The 18985-nt window shown below is 56.8% G+C and carries 20 protein-coding genes; 11 read left to right on the top strand and 9 right to left on the bottom strand.

All coding sequences use genetic code 11. The features are described from left to right. The first annotated feature begins 116 nt into the window (after positions 1–116). The 3 genes from ACTG4M_RS01755 to ACTG4M_RS01765 all read left to right on the top strand — a co-directional run bounded on the left by ACTG4M_RS01755 (position 117) and on the right by ACTG4M_RS01765 (position 3799). Entirely contained in the window at positions 117–1271 is a 1155-nt protein-coding gene (locus ACTG4M_RS01755) for a phosphoserine transaminase (RefSeq protein WP_439121911.1), read from the top strand. 99 nt (positions 1272–1370) lie between these two features. Continuing rightward, complete coding sequence (gene serA / locus ACTG4M_RS01760) at positions 1371–2966, top strand: phosphoglycerate dehydrogenase (protein ID WP_439121912.1); 1596 nt, start codon at positions 1371–1373, stop codon at positions 2964–2966. A 98-nt stretch (positions 2967–3064) separates the two neighbouring features. After that, on the top strand, positions 3065–3799 hold the full coding sequence (locus tag ACTG4M_RS01765) for a metallophosphoesterase family protein (RefSeq protein WP_439121913.1): 735 nt from the start codon (positions 3065–3067) through the stop codon (positions 3797–3799). A 2-nt stretch (positions 3800–3801) separates the two neighbouring features. Here ACTG4M_RS01765 and ACTG4M_RS01770 read toward each other — a convergent pair whose 3' ends face one another. Beyond that, on the bottom strand, positions 3802–4812 hold the full coding sequence (locus ACTG4M_RS01770; RefSeq protein WP_439121914.1) for a cytochrome d ubiquinol oxidase subunit II: 1011 nt from the start codon (positions 4810–4812) through the stop codon (positions 3802–3804). A gap of 3 nt (positions 4813–4815) precedes the next feature. Beyond that, on the bottom strand, positions 4816–6201 hold the full coding sequence (locus ACTG4M_RS01775) for a cytochrome ubiquinol oxidase subunit I (RefSeq protein WP_439121915.1): 1386 nt from the start codon (positions 6199–6201) through the stop codon (positions 4816–4818). A 226-nt stretch (positions 6202–6427) separates the two neighbouring features. Between ACTG4M_RS01775 and smpB the strand changes: the two genes are divergently transcribed. From smpB to ACTG4M_RS01795, 4 genes are all read left to right on the top strand, one after another. Then, complete coding sequence (gene smpB, locus ACTG4M_RS01780; RefSeq protein WP_439121916.1) at positions 6428–6901, top strand: SsrA-binding protein SmpB; 474 nt, start codon at positions 6428–6430, stop codon at positions 6899–6901. 132 nt (positions 6902–7033) lie between these two features. Next, positions 7034–7891: a 3-mercaptopyruvate sulfurtransferase gene (sseA, locus tag ACTG4M_RS01785; RefSeq protein WP_439122003.1), complete on the top strand. Its 858-nt coding sequence runs from the start codon at positions 7034–7036 to the stop codon at positions 7889–7891. After that, positions 7891–9075 (top strand): aromatic amino acid transaminase, encoded by a 1185-nt coding sequence (locus tag ACTG4M_RS01790; protein ID WP_439121917.1) that lies wholly within the window; start codon positions 7891–7893, stop codon positions 9073–9075. The genes sseA and ACTG4M_RS01790 overlap by 1 nt, the downstream gene beginning before the upstream one ends. A gap of 211 nt (positions 9076–9286) precedes the next feature. Next, positions 9287–9664 carry a helix-turn-helix domain-containing protein gene (locus ACTG4M_RS01795; RefSeq protein ID WP_439122004.1) on the top strand — a complete coding sequence of 126 codons (378 nt, stop codon included), beginning with the start codon at positions 9287–9289 and terminating at the stop codon, positions 9662–9664. Here ACTG4M_RS01795 and ACTG4M_RS01800 read toward each other — a convergent pair. The 3 genes from ACTG4M_RS01800 to ACTG4M_RS01810 form a co-directional block, all read right to left on the bottom strand. Further along, positions 9632–10000, bottom strand: a complete 369-nt coding sequence (locus ACTG4M_RS01800) for a hypothetical protein (protein ID WP_439121918.1) — start codon at positions 9998–10000, stop codon at positions 9632–9634. The genes ACTG4M_RS01795 and ACTG4M_RS01800 overlap by 33 nt on opposite strands. Beyond that, entirely contained in the window at positions 9990–10493 is a 504-nt protein-coding gene (locus ACTG4M_RS01805) for an ImmA/IrrE family metallo-endopeptidase (RefSeq protein WP_439121919.1), read from the bottom strand. Before ACTG4M_RS01805 ends, ACTG4M_RS01800 begins: the two co-directional genes overlap by 11 nt. A 94-nt stretch (positions 10494–10587) precedes the next feature. Continuing rightward, the gene (locus ACTG4M_RS01810; protein ID WP_439121920.1) at positions 10588–11550 is read right to left on the bottom strand and encodes an IS1595 family transposase; all 963 of its coding nucleotides are present in this window, start codon (positions 11548–11550) and stop codon (positions 10588–10590) included. A 103-nt stretch (positions 11551–11653) separates the two neighbouring features. On the opposite strand from ACTG4M_RS01810, the gene ACTG4M_RS01815 reads away from it, so the two are divergent. Both ACTG4M_RS01815 and ACTG4M_RS01820 read left to right on the top strand, forming a co-directional pair. Next, positions 11654–11878 carry a DUF6471 domain-containing protein gene (locus tag ACTG4M_RS01815; RefSeq protein WP_439121921.1) on the top strand — a complete coding sequence of 75 codons (225 nt, stop codon included), beginning with the start codon at positions 11654–11656 and terminating at the stop codon, positions 11876–11878. Then, the gene (locus ACTG4M_RS01820; protein ID WP_439121922.1) at positions 11836–12759 is read left to right on the top strand and encodes a hypothetical protein; all 924 of its coding nucleotides are present in this window, start codon (positions 11836–11838) and stop codon (positions 12757–12759) included. Before ACTG4M_RS01815 ends, ACTG4M_RS01820 begins: the two co-directional genes overlap by 43 nt. Positions 12760–12858: 99 nt before the next feature. On the opposite strand, the gene ACTG4M_RS01825 is transcribed toward ACTG4M_RS01820, so the two are convergent. Together ACTG4M_RS01825 and ACTG4M_RS01830 are read right to left on the bottom strand one after the other, a co-directional pair. Continuing rightward, positions 12859–13203 (bottom strand): antibiotic biosynthesis monooxygenase family protein, encoded by a 345-nt coding sequence (locus ACTG4M_RS01825; RefSeq protein ID WP_439121923.1) that lies wholly within the window; start codon positions 13201–13203, stop codon positions 12859–12861. Continuing rightward, positions 13200–13523 carry an NIPSNAP family protein gene (locus ACTG4M_RS01830; protein ID WP_439121924.1) on the bottom strand — a complete coding sequence of 108 codons (324 nt, stop codon included), beginning with the start codon at positions 13521–13523 and terminating at the stop codon, positions 13200–13202. The genes ACTG4M_RS01825 and ACTG4M_RS01830 overlap by 4 nt, the downstream gene beginning before the upstream one ends. A 106-nt stretch (positions 13524–13629) precedes the next feature. On the opposite strand from ACTG4M_RS01830, the gene ACTG4M_RS01835 reads away from it, so the two are divergent. Then, the gene (locus tag ACTG4M_RS01835; RefSeq protein ID WP_439121925.1) at positions 13630–14328 is read left to right on the top strand and encodes an ArsR/SmtB family transcription factor; all 699 of its coding nucleotides are present in this window, start codon (positions 13630–13632) and stop codon (positions 14326–14328) included. Here ACTG4M_RS01835 and ACTG4M_RS01840 read toward each other — a convergent pair. After that, a complete protein-coding gene (locus tag ACTG4M_RS01840) occupies positions 14306–17290 on the bottom strand; it encodes an error-prone DNA polymerase (protein WP_439122005.1) in 2985 nt (994 codons plus the stop codon). The genes ACTG4M_RS01835 and ACTG4M_RS01840 overlap by 23 nt on opposite strands. A gap of 108 nt (positions 17291–17398) precedes the next feature. Then, entirely contained in the window at positions 17399–18130 is a 732-nt protein-coding gene (locus ACTG4M_RS01845; RefSeq protein ID WP_439121926.1) for a 4'-phosphopantetheinyl transferase family protein, read from the bottom strand. A 108-nt stretch (positions 18131–18238) separates the two neighbouring features. Here ACTG4M_RS01845 and ACTG4M_RS01850 point away from each other — a divergent pair, with 108 nt between their 5' ends. Further along, on the top strand, positions 18239–18922 hold the full coding sequence (locus ACTG4M_RS01850; RefSeq protein ID WP_439121927.1) for a hypothetical protein: 684 nt from the start codon (positions 18239–18241) through the stop codon (positions 18920–18922). The last annotated feature ends 63 nt before the right edge of the window (positions 18923–18985 follow it).

Consider the following 18985-nt stretch of genomic DNA (forward strand, 5'->3'; position numbering starts at 1 on the left):
GCAAATGCGTCACATTGGTCGCATTTTCCGACTTGCGGGCATCCTGTTCCCCGCATAGACCCACCCGTGGGACACCCCTCCCCAACGAGGGGCGCTTATCTGGAAGGGTAGCATCAATGGCTATTTCACAACCGGCAACGCGGCCGGCTAACCCGCGTTTTTCCTCTGGCCCCTGTGCCAAACCCCCCGTGTTCAAACTCGACAGTCTCGCTGACGCGCCGCTTGGCCGTTCGCACCGTGCAGCTGTTGGCAAGGCCAAACTCAAGGCTGCGATCGAAGAGACCCGCGAAGTGTTGGGCGTACCCGCCGACTACAAGATCGGCATCGTTCCCGCGTCGGACACTGGCGCGGTGGAAATGGCCATGTGGTCTCTGCTGGGCGCACGCAAGGCGACGATGGTCGCTTGGGAATCCTTTGGCGCTGGCTGGGTCACGGATGTGATCAAGCAACTCAAGATCGACGCTGAGGTGATAACTGCTGACTATGGCCAGATCGTCGATATGGCATCGGTCGACTACAACACTGATGTCGTCTTTACTTGGAATGGCACCACTTCTGGCGTGCGGATGCCCAACGGAGACGCGATACCAGCAGACCGCGAAGGTTTGACGATTTGCGATGCGACATCTGCCGCGTTTGCACAAGATCTTCCTTGGGACAAACTCGATGTGACGACGTTTTCGTGGCAGAAGGTGCTGGGCGGTGAGGCTGCGCATGGCATGCTGATCCTGAGCCCTCGCGCGGTCGAACGGTTGGAATCCTACACACCGGCATGGCCGCTGCCCAAGATTTTCCGCCTGACCAAAGGTGGCAAACTGATCGACGGCATCTTTGTTGGCGAAACGATCAATACGCCTTCAATGCTTGCGGTGGAAGACTACCTGCAAGCGCTTGATTGGGCGCGTTCAGTTGGTGGGCTCAAGGGCCTGATGGCGCGCGCGGATGCAAATGCGCAGGCGATCTTTGACTTCTGCGATGCCAATGAATGGATCGCCAATCTTGCAGACGATCCAGCAACACGGTCGAATACATCGGTCTGTCTGAAGTTCACCGACGATCGCATCACCGATGGGGCTGTGTTCGCCAAGGCGGTGGCCAAACGGCTCGAAGCCGAAGGTGTCGCGCTGGATATTGGTGCCTACCGAGATGCCCCGGCGGGCTTGCGCATCTGGTGCGGTGGTACGGTCGAAACCTCGGACATCCAAGCGATGTTGCCATGGCTCGACTGGGCGTTCCACGCCGAGATCGCGGCGCTTGCCGAAGCTGCTTAATCCAAACATTTCCAGCGCTCATCAAGCCTGATGGCTTTCTTTGCTAAAAAGGGTGTAATCCCTGATGAGCGCTCCCTGTCTTATCAAAGGACCGCAAACATGGCTCCCCGTGTACTCATCTCTGACAAACTCTCCGACGCTGCCGTTCAAATCTTCAAGGACCGCGGGATCGAGGTAGATTTCCAGCCCGACTTGGGCAAGGACAAAGACAAACTGGCCGAAGTAATAGGCCAATATGACGGCCTCGCGATCCGTTCGGCGACCAAGGTCACGCCGACGATTCTCGAGAACGCGACAAACCTTAAGGTGATTGGTCGCGCCGGGATCGGCACTGACAATATCGACAAAGAAGCGGCGTCGAAAAAGGGTGTGATCGTCATGAACACGCCTTTCGGCAATATGATTACCACAGCCGAACACGCCATCGCGATGATGTTCGCCTGTGCCCGTCAAATCCCAGAAGCGTCTGTTTCGACACATGCTGGAAAGTGGGAAAAGTCCAAGTTCATGGGTGTCGAATTGACTGGTAAGACGCTTGGCGTGATCGGTGCCGGCAATATCGGTGGCATCGTTTGTGACCGCGCCCGCGGTCTTAAGATGAAGGTTGTCGCCTACGACCCCTTCCTGAGTGCCGAAAAGGCCGAGAAGATGCAGGTCGAAAAAGTCGAACTCGACGACCTGCTCAAGCGGGCCGATTTCATCACGTTGCACGTGCCGCTGACCGACCAGACCAAGAACATCCTGTCGGCTGAAAACCTTGCCAAGACCAAGAAAGGCGTGCGGATCATCAACTGCGCGCGTGGTGGTCTTGTCGACGAAGAGGCCCTTGCCGAGCTGCTGAAATCCGGCCATGTCGCAGGCGCAGCTTTTGACGTGTTCAAGGAAGAACCGGCTAAGGAAAACCCGCTTTTCAACCTGCCGAACGTGGTCTGCACACCGCACCTTGGTGCGGCGACCACAGAGGCGCAGGAAAACGTCGCCCTTCAGGTGGCCGAGCAGATGGCGAATTATCTTCTGACCGGTGCTGTCGAAAACGCGCTGAATATGCCGTCGGTTACCGCGGAAGAAGCCAAGATCATGGGCCCCTGGATCAAGCTGGCCGACCATTTGGGTAGCTTTATCGGACAGATGACGGACGAGCCGATCAAAGCGATCAACATTCTCTATGATGGCTCAGTCGCCGAGATGAACCTTGACGCTCTGAACTGTTCGGCGATTGCCGGGATCATGAAGCGCGTGAACCCGGATGTGAACATGGTCAGCGCGCCGTTGATTGCCAAGGAACGTGGCATCAAACTCAGCACGACCAATCAAGCGAAGTCGGGTGCGTTTGACGGCTATGTCAAACTGACTGTGGTCACGTCAGAGCGTGAGCGGTCGATCGCAGGCACCGTGTTCAGCGATGGCAAGCCGCGCTTTATTCAGATCAAGGGCATCAATATCGACGCCGAAATCGGGGCGCACATGGTCTATACCACCAACGAAGACGTGCCGGGCATCATCGGCACGCTGGGCATGACCATGGGCCAGAACAACGTGAACATCGCGAACTTTACGCTTGGCCGATCAACTGCCAAAGGCGAAGCGATTGGGTTGCTGTATGTTGACGAACCAGTACCGGCTGACGTGGTTGCCAAGCTGCACGAGACCGGGATGTTCCGGCAGGTCAAGCCGCTACAGTTTGACGTTGCTTGATCCAAGTTTAAACTGAAACTCAGAAGGGCGGCTTTAGGCCGCCCTTTTCGTATGAGACAGTTCCATACCCTTCTCCATTTTCTTCGAAAGGCCAGGCCATGCAACCGATTTACACCATAGGCGACATCCACGGGCAGTTGGGCCAACTGGATAATGCGCTGGCCCTGATCGACGCAGACGGAGGGCAGGAAGCCAAGGTGGTCTTTGTCGGAGACTACGTGGATCGTGGTCCCGACAGTCGCGGCGTCATCGATAGGCTTTTGGCTGGTCTTGCGGAAGGGCGCGATTGGACCTGTCTCAAGGGCAACCATGATCGGTTCTTCGAGCGCTTTCTGGCAGAGCCGGAACCTCTGTTCGATCCGCATCTTCTGGTGGGGTACCACTGGTTTCACGAGGCGCTTGGTGGGCGAGACACGGTCAAATCCTATGGCGTCCGTGTTCCTGAACGCATTCGCCAAGCGGACCTTGCGGCAGAACTTCGGAGTGTTGTTCCAGTCGCACACAAGGATTTTCTAAGGTCGCTTAAGCTAAGTCATCATATCAACGATTTGTTCTTTGCCCACGCGGGTATCCGTCCGGGTGTCCCGCTGACGGATCAGGTCGAAAACGATTTGGTCTGGATCAGGCAGGAGTTTCTTCAAGATTACACCGACCATGGCGTGTTGGTCGTTCACGGGCATAGTCCTGTAAAGTATCCGGAACTTTACAGCAATCGGTTGGCCGTTGATACGGGGGCGGGCTATGGTCGGACGCTCGTGCCTGTGGTGATTGAAGGCAATGGTGTTTTCGCGCTGACGCCACGTGGGCGGCAGCGCCTGGATGAGCAAAGCTAACGTCAGTCGTAACTCAGAGCCGTCGCCTTGCCGCGGAACACCGTATAGGCCAGCGCCGTATATCCCAAGATCATTGGTAGCACGAAGATTGTCCCGATCAGGATAATGAACAGGCTTTCCGGCGCGCTCGCTGCCTCGTAGATCGTTATCTGGTCTGGCACGATGAACGGATAGAACGAATAGGCCATTCCGAAAAAGCCAAGGACAAACAACACAATCGTTGCTGCAAACGGGAACCACGCAAAGCTGTCATCGCTTGTTGGCAAACGCCGTAGCGCCAGCCACAGTAACACGATCAGCGCGCCGGACATAAGCGGCAGTGGCATGAGCAAGAAAAACTCAGGCATCGAGAACCATTTATCGAAGATGCGTTCGCTGACCAGTGGCGATGCAAGCGACACCGCCCCCATTCCAAGCACGACGCCCCAGATCCCGCCCTTCGACCATGCAACTGCCTTGAGCTGCAACGCGCCTTCTGTCTTTAGGATCAACCATGTCGCCCCGATAAAGCTATAAGCCACGGTCAGAAAAACTGCCGTGACGGCTGAAAAGGCCAGCGTAAACGCAGTGACCTCAAGCCCCATGATGTACATGCCAAGCATGTAGCCTTGGCTAAGCGACGTCATCATCGAACCAATGTAAAACGCCCAATCCCAGGATGTCTTATGATGGGCCGGGGCTTTGACGCGAAATTCAAACGACACGCCGCGAAGTATAAGCCCGACCAACATCACCGCGACCGGCAGGTAAAGCGCGGTCAGGATTGTTCCGTGCGCGGTTGGGAAGGCCACCAGCAAAATGCCGATAGCCAGAACCAGCCATGTTTCGTTGGCATCCCAGAACGGTCCGATCGACGCGATCATTCGATCCTTTTCCTCCTTGTCGGCGAATGGGAACAGAACGCCAACGCCAAGGTCAAATCCATCCAATACGACGTAGATCAAGATGGATGCCCCCAGCAGTGCTGCAAAAGCGAGCGGTAGCCAGGTGGCAGGGTCTCCGAACATGTACATGGCTTACTCCGCAGCGACTGTGACGGCTGCCTCTGGCGCCACCGGAACACGGGGGCCAAGCGGTTCGCCTTTGGCGGCTTTGCGGGCGAGGTAAAACAGCACGCCGATATAGGCTGACAGCAGCGCCGCGTAGATCACAAGATAGACGATCAGCGTTGACGCAACCATTGGCGCGGGCACGTCCGCGACGGCAGCTTCGGTGGTCAGCACGCCTTGTACCAACCAAGGCTGACGGCCGATCTCGGTTGTGTACCAACCGGCAAGTGTCGCCACCCAGCCCGAGAACGCCATCGGCACCATCGCCCAAAGCAGTGGTTTGGGCAGGCCTTCGACCCCGCGTTTTTTGCGCGCCATGAAGAATACGCTGGCCCAGCTAAGCAGAAGCATAGCCATGCCTGTGGCCACCATGATACGGAAGCTGAAGAAGACAGGTGCGACAGGTGGGTGCTTTACTGTGCCGTCTTCGAGAACAAAATCGTTCAGCCCCGGCACAACGCCGTCCACCGAATGTTTGAGGATCAAGGACGCCCCGTTGGGAATCGCGATCTCGTAATCTGTAGAGCGGGTTTCCTCGTTCGGGATGCCAAACAGCACCAGCGGTACATTTGGCCCGGTTTCCCAGTTGCCCTCCATCGCGGCCACCTTTTGCGGCTGATGCTCAAGCGTGTTCAGACCGTGGAAGTCGCCGGCAAGGATTTGCAGAGGGATCAGCACAGCGCCAATCGTCATGCCAGTTTTCAGTGTCGCACGCACTCCATTCGACCGATCGCCAATCAACCAGCGGAATGCGCTGAGGCCAGCCAGCAGGAACGCGACGGTAAGGCCTGAAGCAAGCAGCATGTGAACAAGCCGGTAGGGCATCGACGGGTTAAAGATAATCGCCCACCAATCCGTCGCAAAGGCCACGCCGTCGCGCATCTCGAACCCGGCTGGCGTGTGCATCCAGCTGTTGAGAACCAAGATCCAGAACGCAGACATGGTTGTGCCGAACGCCACAAGGAACGTCGAAAGCGTATGCAACCAGCTTGGCACTCGCGACATGCCGAACAACATGATCCCAAGGAACACCGCCTCGAGGAAGAAGGCCGTCATGACTTCATAGGCCAATAGTGGTCCCGCGATGTTGCCGACGCTTTCCATGAATCCCGGCCAGTTGGTTCCAAACTGGAACGACATCGTGATGCCTGACACGACACCCATCGCAAAGCTCAGGGCAAAGACCTTGACCCAAAAGCGATAGGCTTCAAGCCACCGTTGGGCGCCGGTTTGGCTAAAGCGCAATTTGAAGAACAGCAGCACCCAGCCCAGGGCAATCGTGATTGTCGGGAACAGGATGTGGAACGAAATATTCGCGCCGAACTGAATGCGCGAAAGAATGAGTGTGTCCATGATGATAACCAATCCTTGGTAGGAGAGCGTTTCTGTCAGGAAAGAAGATAGGGCGCGGTTCCCGGTTTCACCTGTGCTGCGACAGCGTTGCACACCCGCGCATGCCACCAGCCGTTATTCGGACCGGAAACATCGCCCACGTTTTCGCGAGCGCATCAAAACTGGTTTTAATATTCCTGCGACATCTTATATCTAACGCTCTCGCGGGCCAAAGGAGACCGCAGTGATGGCAAAGCCGAAGGACAACCCGAACTACAAGGTGATTGCCGACAATCGTCGCGCGCGGTTTGACTATGCTATCGAAGATGATCTGGAGGTAGGCATCATCCTGCAAGGGTCTGAAGTAAAGTCGCTGCGCGAAAACAGCGCCAATATCACCGAATGCTATGCGGCGGTTGAAGATGGCGAACTGTGGCTCGTGAACTCCTACATTGCGCCCTACAATCGGGCGATGTTTCCGCACGAAGAACGCCGTCGTCGCAAGCTGTTGGTGTCGCGCAAGGAATTGGCCAAGCTGTGGAATGAAACTCAACGCAAGGGCATGACCCTTGTGCCGCTGGTGCTGTACTTCAACCACAAAGGTATGGCGAAAATGAAGATCGGCATCGCCAAGGGTAAAAAGAACCACGACAAACGTGAAACCGAGGCCAAGCGCGATTGGGGGCGTCAGAAACAACGTCTTCTCAAGAACGCGGGTTAATCCGCGGCGGCATTTCGTTAACTGAAATCGGATGATGCGTAAACGCATCGTCGTCCTGATGTGGTCAATCGCTTGCGAGTCGGACCTGTGGGTTCTATGCAGAACCGACCTTTTCCAGATGTGGCGACAGACATGGCACAGGACGACCCGAAAACGCTGGTCTCGACAGAGTGGCTTGCCTCGCACATGCGCGATCCCGATCTGCGCATTCTCGACGGCTCGTTTTATCTCCCCGATACTGGGCGCGACGCCAAAGCCGAATATGCCGCCGGGCATATCCCCGGCGCGCGGTTCTTTGACATTGACGAAATCTCTGACAGCAGGTCCGACCTTCCGCATATGGCGCCGCCGATCGAAAAGTTCATGTCGCGGATGCGTGCCATGGGCGTGGGCGATGGGCATCAGGTTGTGGTCTATGACGGCGCGGGTCTGTTTTCTGCCGCGCGGGTTTGGTGGATGTTCAAGCTGATGGGGCAGAATGACGTCGCGGTGTTGGATGGCGGGTTGCCCAAATGGATCGCGGAAGGCCGCGAGGTTGAAGACCTGCCGCCGATCGTGCGCGACCGGCACATGACGGTTCGGCGTCAGGCGCATTTAGTCAAGGATGTGACGCAGGTATCCGCAGCCTCGAAGTTGCGGGATCAAGAGATCATTGACGCACGGTCCCCTGGTCGGTTCCGCGGGGAAGAACCGGAACCGCGCCCCGGTATGCGCGGCGGGCACATCCCAGGTTCGAAGAACGTCCACTACGCCAGCCTTCTGAACGCCGATCAGACAATGAAATCACCTGATGAGACCCGCACGATCTTTGAGGCGGCGGGTGTGGACCTTGCTAAACCTGCGATCACCACCTGTGGCTCTGGCGTGACGGCCGCGATCCTGTCGTTGGCCATGGCGCGCATGGGCAAAGACAACCATTCCCTTTACGACGGGTCCTGGTCCGAATGGGGAATGTTCCCCACCGTTCCCGTGGCCACTGGAGACAACTGATGTTCGAGACCCTTAAGGAACAACCAGCAGATAAGATCCTTGCGTTGATGCAGACTTATCGCGATGACCCGCGCGAAATGAAAATTGACCTCGGTGTTGGTGTCTACAAAGACGCGTCCGGCAACACCCCAATCATGCGCGCGATCAAACAGGCCGAACAGCAGCTTTGGGAGGCGGAAACAACCAAAGCCTATACCGGACTTGCGGGCGATCCCGTTTTTGCCGACTCGATGGTCGCAATGGTTCTGGGCGATGCCGTGCCGCGCGCGAACGTCGCTGCTGCGGCAACACCAGGCGGCACAGGTGCGGTGCGTCAGGGTTTTGATATGGTCCGTATGGCAAACCCCGATGCCAAGGTATTCGTCAGCGATCCGACCTGGCCGAACCACCTGTCGATCCTCAAGCACATGGGCATGAACATGGTGCCCTATCGTTATTTCGATGCGGACAGCCGGGGGGTCGATTTCGACGGCATGATGGAAGACCTTGGCCAAGCTGGGCCGGGTGACATCGTGCTGGTGCACGGATGCTGCCACAACCCGACTGGTGCCAATCTGAACATGACCGAATGGAAGGCGCTGGTTGATCTGTTGATCAAGACAGGCGCGACCCCGATGGTGGATATTGCGTACCAGGGCTTTGGTGATGGTCTTGAGGAAGATGCGGCAGCAACGCGCCTGATCGCGTCATCTGTGCCAGAGACCATTATCGCGGCAAGCTGCTCCAAGAACTTTGGTATCTACCGTGAACGCACCGGTTTGCTGATGGCGGTCGCGGCTGATCCATCGGCACACAAGCTCAACCAAGGTACACTGGCTTATCTGAACCGTCAGAATTTTTCCTTTCCACCTGATCACGGCGCGCGTTTGGTGACGATGGTTCTGAACGATGACGCATTGCGGTCTGAGTGGGCCAAGGAGCTAGAAGAGATGCGCAACGGCATGTTGGGCCTGCGCGAGCAGCTGGCGGCCGAATTGCAGCGCTTGTCCGGGTCTGACCGTTTCGGTTTTATCGCCCAGCACCGGGGTATGTTCTCGCGGCTTGGAGCGACACCGGAGCAAGTCGAAAAGCTGCGCGAGGATCACGCGATTTACCTTGTCGGCGATTCGCGCTTGAATATTGCCGGTCTGAACAAGGACTCGGTCCCGATCCTGGCTAAGGCGATGATTGACGTTGGTATCTGATCCAACCCATTTGAATTAATTGTATGGACGCCTTCGGGCGTCCATACTTTTTATCTCGTCCGCAGCCTTTGGCTTTGTCCTCGGGCTTTTGAGAAGGTGACGCGTCTTTCGACTGTTGTTTGGTTTGCAAAGCTGCGTTTGCCGGCCTTATGTATCAAACGCACCAACAATGTAGCTGATCTTCTGCCCCGTGTGAATCATCATGCGGGGTATGATTAGAAGATTGATACCCGGCGCTCGAAGCGATGAAGGCATTAACGTTGCACTCTACCACCTACGGGCGCAGATCGTCCGCGAAGGGCTGGACGGGTTGGAGCATGTGGACGCGCTGCTGAAATTGCGCGGCGTTGATCCTGAAAGCCTGCATATCCCTGAGAAAAGGCATTGGCGTTACCGCAGGGGCGAGTTTCGGATTGCAGTTATTGAAGCGCTGAGAGAAGGCCCGAAGACTGCGCCGCAGATAGCCAGAGAACTTGACCACAACCACGCTTGCGTCTGCCGTTGCCTCAGAACGCTAGAGGGGCGAGGGGTGGTGCAGCGTGATGGGCGGGTTTGGTTACTTGCTACTCTTGCCAAACAAATACGCTAAGGCGGCTGCTGCGACACCGAATGCGCGTTCTGCATTGCTTGAGTACAACTCGCCGTTCTCTGGGTCTGTAAACATAGCGATATACAGGCCAATAACGGTCAAAAAGCCCAAAACAATTGTTGATAACGCTGCGACCGTCGGGACGCTTTTGCCATCACCGACCCAAGATCCAATTTTTCCCATGTTTTGTTGGTTAATTTTTTCAGTGTGTCGGTTATCTTCTTTCTTGATCGCCAATTGATGATCCTTTGCTGCCTTGAGGGCTGCATCAAGTTCAGGATCATCATCTTCTTGGTTAGAGGCCGCTTGTTTAGCTGCCGCGCGCTCAGACACCATACTCAAAAGCCAAGCGGTTCTTAATCATTGGCACTGATACGGCAAACAGACGGGAAAGCGACTCTGCCGTGTTTCCCTCCCAGTATTCGCCCAGCATGAACCGAGGCACCAGCAAGTGCGCAGCAAACGCATTAGCTTCTTTCTCGTAACTATCATTGCCATCGTAATCTGAATCACGAAAAAGGATTTTATAATCCTCCGACGCCGCCCAGTCTTTATGCATCAAGGCATGACCAAGTTCGTGCGCTACAGTGAAGGTTTGCCGAAGAGGAAATTCGTGTTTATTCACATAAATGGCATTTTCATCGCAGTCATAGAAACCTGAAATGCGGTCTGCGTCACCAGCAAAATCTACAAATTTTACGCCAACGCCTTTCGACCGCGCAATCTCAACCGGATTAACGGGGGGAATCGTAACATCAAACTCCGCAAGCAGGCCGCGAACGACACTCTTTACGCGCTGATAGTCAGGTTTGTGTGCTGTATCTAGCATTTATGGCCCCTTGGAACTCAAGGAGTTATATAAGCCTAATCGCCAAAATGTCAATAGATTCAGTAAGTTAAGATTTTTGCGCAATATCATTGTGTTATGCAGCCCGCTGCCAGTAACCCTTCCAAGTCCGGCTAACCCGTGCACCCATCGCGTTGCTGACCAACGTGTTTGCCAGCGTGCCGTTGTCGGTGCGGCGGTTGTCTTCCAGCCATGCAGCGTGGTTCGCGTACTGGTGAAGGTACTGCGGGCTGACGTGGTGGTGCTGACCAACAACCATGCGGCGCAGGCGGGAGAAATAGCTTTCCGCCATGTTGGTGTGCTTGCCGTGGTCGCTGTAGATTTCGCTATGGTTCACGCGCTGAACGTTCCAGCCAGAGTGCAGCAAGTCCCAATGGCTTGCTTCGTCTGCTGAGATAGTCGCCATGCGGTCAACATTCTCGTTCACCAGTGCCACGCCTTCACCCTCAGTGCGGGCAACAAACGGCAGGACGCGGCCTTGACGCTCACGCAGGGCAACGACGACGCGGCGTTTGTCCGAACGGTTCTCTTTCAAGCGGCGGTCTTTGCGGTCAACCTTGGCGTTCTCAGGGCGGATGTGACCGCCAAAGTACGCGCCATCGACCTCTACGTGACCGTCCAGCACAACGCCTGTCTGGACCTCTTGCGCCATTGCTTCGCGCAGCTTGTGTGCCAGCACAAAAGCTGTCTTGTATTGGCAGTCCAGATCGCGGGAAAGTTGGATCATGGATACGCCCTTGGACGCATTCACCATGATGCAGATCGCCGCCAGAAGGTCCACAAAGTCCATCTTGCGGCTGGCAAAGATCGTGCCGGATGTAACGCTGAACTGGTGCGCACATGCCTTGCACTTGAACTTGCGGCGCGTGGTGATCTTGTACGTTTCATCATGGCTGCAACGCGGGCAAACCGCCTCGCCATTGGTCTCAGGCCAGCGCATTTCGCAGAACGTCTGGTAAGCCGCTTCCTCGCCAGCCTTGTAGATCGCACGAAGGCTGAGGGTGCGGGACGCTGCGGAAAGGAGGAAGTGCTGTGCCATTTTATACTGTATCCGTTATCTACATATCGAATATAGTATAGTGACATACTGTTTGCAATAGGTTATATATCGTAAACGTTAGTTTTTACATCATGAGGGATATATGCCTGACCAGAACGATTGGGAAAAGATGGCCGCAGGTCTGCTCAAGGCAGAGTTGAAACGTAAGGGGGTGACTTACGCTCAACTTGTTGAAAGGCTTGCTGATATTGGAATCAGTGAGAAAGAGGTGAACGTCGCTAACAAGCTGTCCCGAGGGAAGTTTTCAGCGGCGTTTATGTTGGCATGTCTAAAGGCCGTTGGATCATCGCAGTTGCACTTGGATTAGCCTTAATCACGTCAGGGCAGGCCCAAGAGCAAACAGAAAGCCCCGGCGGGCAGACTGGTCAGGAGCAAAACCCAATAGCCCCAAACATTCCGACGCCGTTCCCTGTTGAGATTGTCGAGAATGACGCCGCCGCTGATGCCCGCCAGCGCAGCGAAGAAGAAGCCCGCCAAAGGGAGATAGCGGATCTTGCCGCCCAAGAGGGCATGAACGCCGCCACACAATCTATAGAGCAAGCCACCCGAGACATGCGGGATTATGCGTTGTATTCCACAATCGCCGTCTGGGTCGGTACGTTTCTTCTGATACTTAATCTCGTGCAGGTCAGAAAAGCTAACGAAGCCGCGCAAAAGGCTGTCAGCGTGACTAGGGACATTGGCGAAGCGCAGGTTAGAGCCTACTTGGGGGTTGTAGGGATTAAGCCTGAAAAGGCTAAAATTACCGCTAAGGCCACGCCACGCCAAGCGATCCTTCAACTCAACGCGCAACTCAAAAACAGTGGGCAATCGCCAGCCTTCATTTGCCGACGTTATAGCCGTATACTGATTTCCAAAAAAATTCTCGAAAAGATAGACATCCGCGAAGAAGCTTGGGTCAGAGCATCCATGCGCATCCCGGCTGGCGGGATGCTTAGACTTGAAGCTGATAAACCTTGGAGCGACATCGACGCAGCCATAGCCAGGGGTTGGCACGTCTACCTTCTTTGTGGTGTCGAATATGAAGACGTGTTCTTTCGCAAGGGCCGAAAGCGGCACGTTGACCACTTCTGTTTTCTCGTTGATTTCGTCGGCCCGCTCGAAAGTCCAGATGGCGCAGTCGAATGCCTTCCCGAAATCGAATGGCGTGATGCCGTGGTCGAAATCGCTCAAATTGGTGATGGCTAACGCCATAAGGATCGCCTTAATCACCGCTCAGCCCTCCGCAGGGCTGGTGCGTTTGATACATAAGGCCGGCGTTTGCATATTTGCAAAAAGAAGAAGCAGCTAGCCGTGCGCCTTGATGCTGTCTTCAGGGGCCTCGTCACGGTCGAACATGCCATAGTCTCGCATCACATGGGCGACGCGGAGGTGGTAATCCGAGAAGACACCGCTGCGCCCTTTGGATTGCGCATTGCGGTGCGCTGCCAATTTGCGCCAGCGCAGGACGGCGTCCTCGTCCTCAAAGAAACTGAGCGAGAGAAGCTTGTCTGGGTTTGTCAGACTTTGGAAACGCTCAACTCCAAGAAAGCCTTCAACCTCTTCGACCATGGGCCGCATTTCTGCGGCGATGTCGAGATAGGCGTCTTTTTTGCCCTCGGCGGGTATGACTTCGAAGATGATGGCGATCATTTTTGGCTCCCATGCGGCGTGGAGCAGAGTTTCAGAAACGTGCGATCCTCGCGCAAGAGAAACTTCTCTTTCTGGGCAAAGGCATAGTTTTCCTGTCCAAGCGGATCGGCCGAGAGACGGGCGCGGTAGGCTTCGTATTCTGCAAGGTTTTCAATGTTGTAGAGTCCGTAGGCCAGCGTGCTTGATCCCTCGTGCGGGGCGTAATACCCGATCAGGTCTGCGCCGCAGCGTGGGATGGCCTGACCCCAGTTGCGGGCATAGGTTTTGAACTGCGCCTTTTTGGTCGGGTCGATCTGATAGCGGATGATGCAAGTCAGCATGGGTGGTCCTTTCAGGTTGATGACCTGTTTTTGGCACGAGGTTCGACGTTGATACTTCGATGTCGATCGAATTGTGCGTGTCGTTCACGCGTGTATGGTGTTCGTCATGAAACATGGGCCCGACATTTCCCGGATTGCGGCGCTGATTGGTGATCCGGCGCGGGCGAATATCCTGACTGCATTGATGAGTGGAAAAGCATTGACGGCCAGTGAGTTGGCCGTTGAGGCAGGGGTGTCTGCCTCAACCGCGTCGTCGCATCTGGGGCGGTTGCTCGAGGGTGGGCTGGTCAAGGAAGCGCGGCAAGGGCGGCACAAGTATTTCGCTTTGGCGGGGGAAGATGTGGCGCAGGTTCTTGAGGTGCTGATGGGGTTTGCCGCTGGGCAGGGGCATCTGCGCACGCGGACAGGGCCGAAGGATGTGCAGCTGCGTGAGGCGCGGGTGTGTTACAATCATTTGGCTGGGACGCGTGGAATACAGCTTTACGAGAGTCTTATTGTGCGGGATTTCATGGAGGTGCGAGAAGACGATCTGCGCCTCACAGAGGCTGGGCAAGGGTTTGTCCGAACACTTGGTGTAGATTCTGACCAGTTGGTAAAATCCCGCGCGCCACTGTGTCGGACATGTCTGGATTGGAGCGCGCGGCGACCTCATTTGGCGGGATCGTTGGGGCGGGCGCTGCTCAAGCGGTTCGAGATGATGGGCTGGTCCTATCGGGTGCGGGACACGCGTGTGGTGCAGTTTTCCAGCGACGGCTTGCGGCAGTTCAACATGGCGTTTCCGGTCAATCTGGATTTGCGCGAGTGAAGGGCAGCGGCATCGGTGGTTTGTACGGTTCGGGTGCTGAAACGTAAGGTTCAACCGTACGGGATGGATCTGGCGTCAAAATGTGCCGCAAAAGAGCCACCGGATGGCGGCGCAAGGTTAGGCGCATGGAGACGTAATCTTCGACCACCTGTTCGCCTTCCGTCATCTGCGGTAGCAAAGCGGCGGGTTCATGGATCGCTTCGCCGTCGATATCGCCATCGAAAAGTGGCAGGGTCTTGCGTGTGGTGAGGGCCTTGGCCTCCCACAACGCTTGTCGACGGGAAAGGCCAATGTCGCGGAACACATCCGCTTCGGCCAGACGGGCGATGGTGGCGGGGTCGAGGCCGGCGCGACGCCAGAGGTCACCGACGCTTTGATAGCCATTGCCACGCCCCGCGGCGATCCAGGATGCGTCTTCTTCGTTTAGGCCTTTGATCTGTCGGAACCCAAGGCGCAGGGCGAGGCCGCCTTTGGCGTCGGGCTCCATGACGTTGTCCCAGAAGCTGGCATTGATGCAGACAGGGCGGACGGTCACGCCATGTTCGCGGGCGTCGCGGACGATCTGGGCTGGGGCGTAGAAGCCCATCGGTTGAGAGTTGAGCAGCGCGCAGGCGAAGATGCCGGGGTGGTGGTGTTTGATCCACGCAGAGGCGTAGACCAGCAGGGCAAAGCTGGCAGCGTGGCTTTCGGGGAAGCCGTAGGAGCCGAAGCCTTCAATCTGGGAAAAGCAGCGTTCGGCAAAGTCTTCGTCATAGCCTTTGTTGCGCATCCCGCGCATGAAGAGGGTGCGGAATTCGCTAACGTTGCCGTGTTTCTTGAAGGTGGCCAGCGAGCGGCGCAGGCGGTCAGCCTGTTCGGGGGTGAAGCCCGCACCGACGATGGCGATCTGCATCGCCTGTTCCTGAAAGAGCGGCACGCCGAGGGTCTTGCCGAGGACCGCGCCCAACTCATCCGAGGGAAAGCTCACCTCTTCTTCGCCGTTGCGACGCCGAATATAGGGGTGAACCATGTCGCCCTGAATGGGACCGGGGCGGATGATGGCGACCTCGATCACCAGGTCGTAGAAAGTGCGCGGCTTCATGCGCGGCAGAAAGTTCATCTGGGCGCGCGATTCGACCTGAAACACGCCAATACTGTCAGCCTTGCAGAGCATGTCGTAGACCGTGGGGTCTTCGGGTGGGAGCGTGGCAAGGCTGTAGGTCTGGCTATGATGCAGGGTCATCAGGTCAAATGCTTTGCGGATGCAGGAGAGCATACCGAGGGCCAGCACATCGACCTTGAGGATGCCAAGGGCATCAATATCGTCTTTGTCCCAGCAGATGACGGTGCGGTCCTCCATCGTGGCGTTCTCGATCGGGACCAGTTCGTCCAGCCGCCCTTCGGTGATGATGAAGCCGCCGACATGTTGGGACAGGTGACGCGGGAAGCCGATGATTTCGAAAATCAGTTCCATCGTGAGCCGTAGGCGGCGGTCGGTCGGATCAAGCCCGATTTCGCGCATGCGGTGTTCTTCGAGGCCATTGGTCGAGAAAAAACCCCAGAGTTGGGAGCTGAGCGCGCCGATGGTGTCTTGTGAAAGGCCCATCGCGCTGCCGACTTCGCGGATGGCGCGTTTGCCACGGTAGTGAATGACAGTTGCACAAAGGCCCGCACGGTGGCGACCATAGCGTTCGTAGATGTGCTGGATCACCTCTTCGCGGCGTTCGTGTTCGAAATCGACATCAATATCCGGAGGCTCATCCCGCGCCTCGGAGACGAACCTTTCGAACACCATCGTGCCGATTTCAGGCGAGACCGAGGTCACGCCGAGGCAGTAGCAGACGACGGAATTGGCCGCCGAACCGCGCCCTTGGCATAGGATGCCGCGGTCACGGGCGAAGGCGACGATGTCGCGGACTGTGAGGAAATAAGGTTCGTATTTGAGTTTGCCGATCAGGATGAGCTCGTGGTTCAGCAGCTTTTTCACCTTGTCGGGCGCGCCGTGGGGGTAGCGCCATTTCATGCCTTCATGGGCGAGGCGCGAGAGGCGCTGTGCTGCGGTCTCTGACCCGGTGATTTCGCTGGGGTATTCATAGCGGAGTTGACCCAGATCGAATGTGCAGTTGTCAGCCAGTTGGGCGGCGCGGGTGATAGACCCGGCATGGGGACCAAGGAGGCGGCGCATTTCGGATTCCGATCGCAGGCGCTGTTCGCCATTGGCAAGGGCCTTGGTGCCTAGCTCATCAACGCGACAGCCCTGACGAATTGCGGTGACCACATCGGCCAGCTTGCGGCGGCGGCCATGGTGCATGAGCGGTGTGGCCGAGGCGATTGTGGGGAGGTTCAGGCCTTGTGCAAGATCAGCGATCTGGTCGAAACGTGGTCCGTCCCGCCCGTCATAACGGGGGCTGAGGATGACATGAGTTTGCCTGGGGAAGCGGCGCGTCAGCCGTTCCGCCTGTGTGTGCCAATCGCCCGCGCCGCCCGTGGACGTTGGGGCGTGTGTCGGAGGATGCAGGAGCCAGTGGAGACCGTCAGAGCATTGTACCAGATCGTCGAGCGTGAGGTGACAGTCGCCCTTGGGCGCGCGGCGACGACCGGTGGTGATCAGCCGACAGAGTTGCGCCCAGCCTTCGCGGCTGACGGCGAGTGCTGTGGTAATGAAGCCGGTGTCCGTGACGATCTTGGCGCCAGGGATGAGGCGGGGGACATGGGTGAGGATAGGGCTGCGCTGATGATCGATATGGCTGGGCACCGGTGGGCCGATAGGACCATTGCGCGCCTCAAGCTCTGCGCGTTCGCGGAGCAGGCGGGTGAGGTTCTTGGCCTCGGACCACGCGCGCACGATGCCTGCAACGGAATTGGTGTCTGTTATGGCGATGGCCGACAAACCAAGAGTTGCGGCACGCTCCATGTATTCCTCGGGGTGGGAGGCCCCGGTGAGAAAGGTAAAGTTGGAGGTGATCGACAGCTCTGCGAACATATCCACCTTTTATGTTCTTCTTTTGTTCTATTTCAAATGATTCGAATCCCACGGGGCGGTTGACCCGGTGGTTTGGGGTGTTTTGGCATATTTGGAAAAAGAAGAAGATCAGGCGATGGGCACGGACAGCCATGTCAGCACATGGGTATCGGTTCGTCGGTAGTGGAGGTCGAAACATCGGCCTTTGATAAGGTCTTTGGTCAGATCGGTGGTCAGTGTCAGCGTCATGGTGTTGTCCGCAGGCGGTGCGATCAGTTCGGCTGCGTCGAAACCGAAATGGTGACCGACAGTTGGAAACAGCGCTTTGAAGAGCGCCTCTTTGGCAGAGAATACCAGCGTGGCGTTGGCGGCGGCGGGCCCGGTATCTTGTGCGATGATGGTGCGTTCGCGGTCGTTCAAGGTCTCAGATAGGATCGCGGTCAGGCTGCGGCCTTGAGCAATCGCCTCGGTATCGACGCCGTAGGTGTGGGTTGTGTCGCGTGAGAGCAGACAGGCGCAGCGACCCCGGGCATGGCTGATTGAACCGCTGAGGCCTTCGGGCCAAAGGGGCGCGCGGCTGGGTTGGTTGGTGATCGGCACCAGCGGGTGATCCAGCCGGGACATGGCGGAGTGTGCCATTGCGCGCCCGGCAAGATAATCGGCGCGGCGTTTGTCAACGGCATGGCTAAGCTTGGCCGGGCAAGGGATGCCCATGGCATCGAACAAAGGCTGTGCAAATGCGCTGTTGTGATAACTGGCCGTGACAAGGATCGCGCCGGGGATCAGGCTGTCTTGTTCCTGAATGTCGGAGAGAAACCCGTTTGAGGCGTCTTGCAGGTTTGTCAGCGGCGTCTGGGTCATGATTGTCTGCAATCCCTGCAAGTCCGCTTGTGGTCAAGCAAAAACCGATGTGCATTTACTTGGCGTAGGTCCGGGTTTAGGCCGGTGTTGCAGCTAGGAGGCGTCAGCATGTCGGATAGGCACCCGTCGCGGGGGGTAATGTATGTGGCTTGGGGCAAGGCGCATGTGGACGTGGCACGGCGGTCGGCGGCGTCTGTCAAAAAGTACAATCCGGGGCTGTCCTGTTCGATCTGGTGTGCGGCAGGTGACGACACAACAGGGTTTGATCAGGCCTTTGTCATTCCGGCGGATATGACACGACCCAAGGTGGGTGCGCTGAAGCTCAGCCCGTATGACGAGACCCTGTATCTGGACAATGACACGATCATCCGGGCGGATTTGTCGTCTTTGTTCGATCTGTTGCAGCGGTTTGATCTTTGTGGTGCGCATGTGATGCTGTGGCATCGGCCGCGCCACAAGCGGATGTGGAAGACCGAGGTGCCAGAGACCTTTCCCGAGATCAATTGCGGGGTCCTTCTGTATCGCAAGAATGCCGGGACGGAGGCGTTTTTTGATCAGTGGCAGACGGCGTACGATGCAGCAGGGATGAAGATCGATCAGCCGACATTCCGCGAAACGCTTTGGAATTCGGATCTGCGATTTTACGTGTTCCCGCCGCAATTCAACAAGCGCATCTTTGAGGCGTCGGAGTTGGTTTATTCGGATCAGCCGAAGCCTCGTATCCTGCATCTTCCGATCCTGCGGCCACAGAAGACCGCATTCAAGCGCTGGTTTTCCAACTTGATCCGATAAGCGGATGTGGACGCTGCGTTGCGGCTTGTGCGCGCTTGGAGGCCATGTCAGGATCTGGGTTTA

Source organism: Marivita sp., from assembly GCF_965656765.1.
In the GTDB taxonomy this organism is placed as follows: domain Bacteria; phylum Pseudomonadota; class Alphaproteobacteria; order Rhodobacterales; family Rhodobacteraceae; genus Marivita.

Bases quoted from the DNA above. Each gene is read 5' to 3' on its own strand.
- ACTG4M_RS01755 (WP_439121911.1), top strand. From the start codon at position 117: ATGGCTATTTCACAACCGGCAACGCGGCCGGCTAACCCGCGTTTTTCC.
- serA (WP_439121912.1), top strand. From the start codon at position 1,371: ATGGCTCCCCGTGTACTCATCTCTGACAAACTCTCCGACGCTGCCGTT.
- ACTG4M_RS01765 (WP_439121913.1), top strand. From the start codon at position 3,065: ATGCAACCGATTTACACCATAGGCGACATCCACGGGCAGTTGGGCCAA.
- ACTG4M_RS01770 (WP_439121914.1), bottom strand. From the start codon at position 4,812: ATGTACATGTTCGGAGACCCTGCCACCTGGCTACCGCTCGCTTTTGCA.
- ACTG4M_RS01775 (WP_439121915.1), bottom strand. From the start codon at position 6,201: ATGGACACACTCATTCTTTCGCGCATTCAGTTCGGCGCGAATATTTCG.
- smpB (WP_439121916.1), top strand. From the start codon at position 6,428: ATGGCAAAGCCGAAGGACAACCCGAACTACAAGGTGATTGCCGACAAT.
- sseA (WP_439122003.1), top strand. From the start codon at position 7,034: ATGGCACAGGACGACCCGAAAACGCTGGTCTCGACAGAGTGGCTTGCC.
- ACTG4M_RS01790 (WP_439121917.1), top strand. From the start codon at position 7,891: ATGTTCGAGACCCTTAAGGAACAACCAGCAGATAAGATCCTTGCGTTG.
- ACTG4M_RS01795 (WP_439122004.1), top strand. From the start codon at position 9,287: ATGATTAGAAGATTGATACCCGGCGCTCGAAGCGATGAAGGCATTAAC.
- ACTG4M_RS01800 (WP_439121918.1), bottom strand. From the start codon at position 10,000: ATGGTGTCTGAGCGCGCGGCAGCTAAACAAGCGGCCTCTAACCAAGAA.
- ACTG4M_RS01805 (WP_439121919.1), bottom strand. From the start codon at position 10,493: ATGCTAGATACAGCACACAAACCTGACTATCAGCGCGTAAAGAGTGTC.
- ACTG4M_RS01810 (WP_439121920.1), bottom strand. From the start codon at position 11,550: ATGGCACAGCACTTCCTCCTTTCCGCAGCGTCCCGCACCCTCAGCCTT.
- ACTG4M_RS01815 (WP_439121921.1), top strand. From the start codon at position 11,654: ATGCCTGACCAGAACGATTGGGAAAAGATGGCCGCAGGTCTGCTCAAG.
- ACTG4M_RS01820 (WP_439121922.1), top strand. From the start codon at position 11,836: ATGTCTAAAGGCCGTTGGATCATCGCAGTTGCACTTGGATTAGCCTTA.
- ACTG4M_RS01825 (WP_439121923.1), bottom strand. From the start codon at position 13,203: ATGATCGCCATCATCTTCGAAGTCATACCCGCCGAGGGCAAAAAAGAC.
- ACTG4M_RS01830 (WP_439121924.1), bottom strand. From the start codon at position 13,523: ATGCTGACTTGCATCATCCGCTATCAGATCGACCCGACCAAAAAGGCG.
- ACTG4M_RS01835 (WP_439121925.1), top strand. From the start codon at position 13,630: ATGAAACATGGGCCCGACATTTCCCGGATTGCGGCGCTGATTGGTGAT.
- ACTG4M_RS01840 (WP_439122005.1), bottom strand. From the start codon at position 17,290: ATGTTCGCAGAGCTGTCGATCACCTCCAACTTTACCTTTCTCACCGGG.
- ACTG4M_RS01845 (WP_439121926.1), bottom strand. From the start codon at position 18,130: ATGACCCAGACGCCGCTGACAAACCTGCAAGACGCCTCAAACGGGTTT.
- ACTG4M_RS01850 (WP_439121927.1), top strand. From the start codon at position 18,239: ATGTCGGATAGGCACCCGTCGCGGGGGGTAATGTATGTGGCTTGGGGC.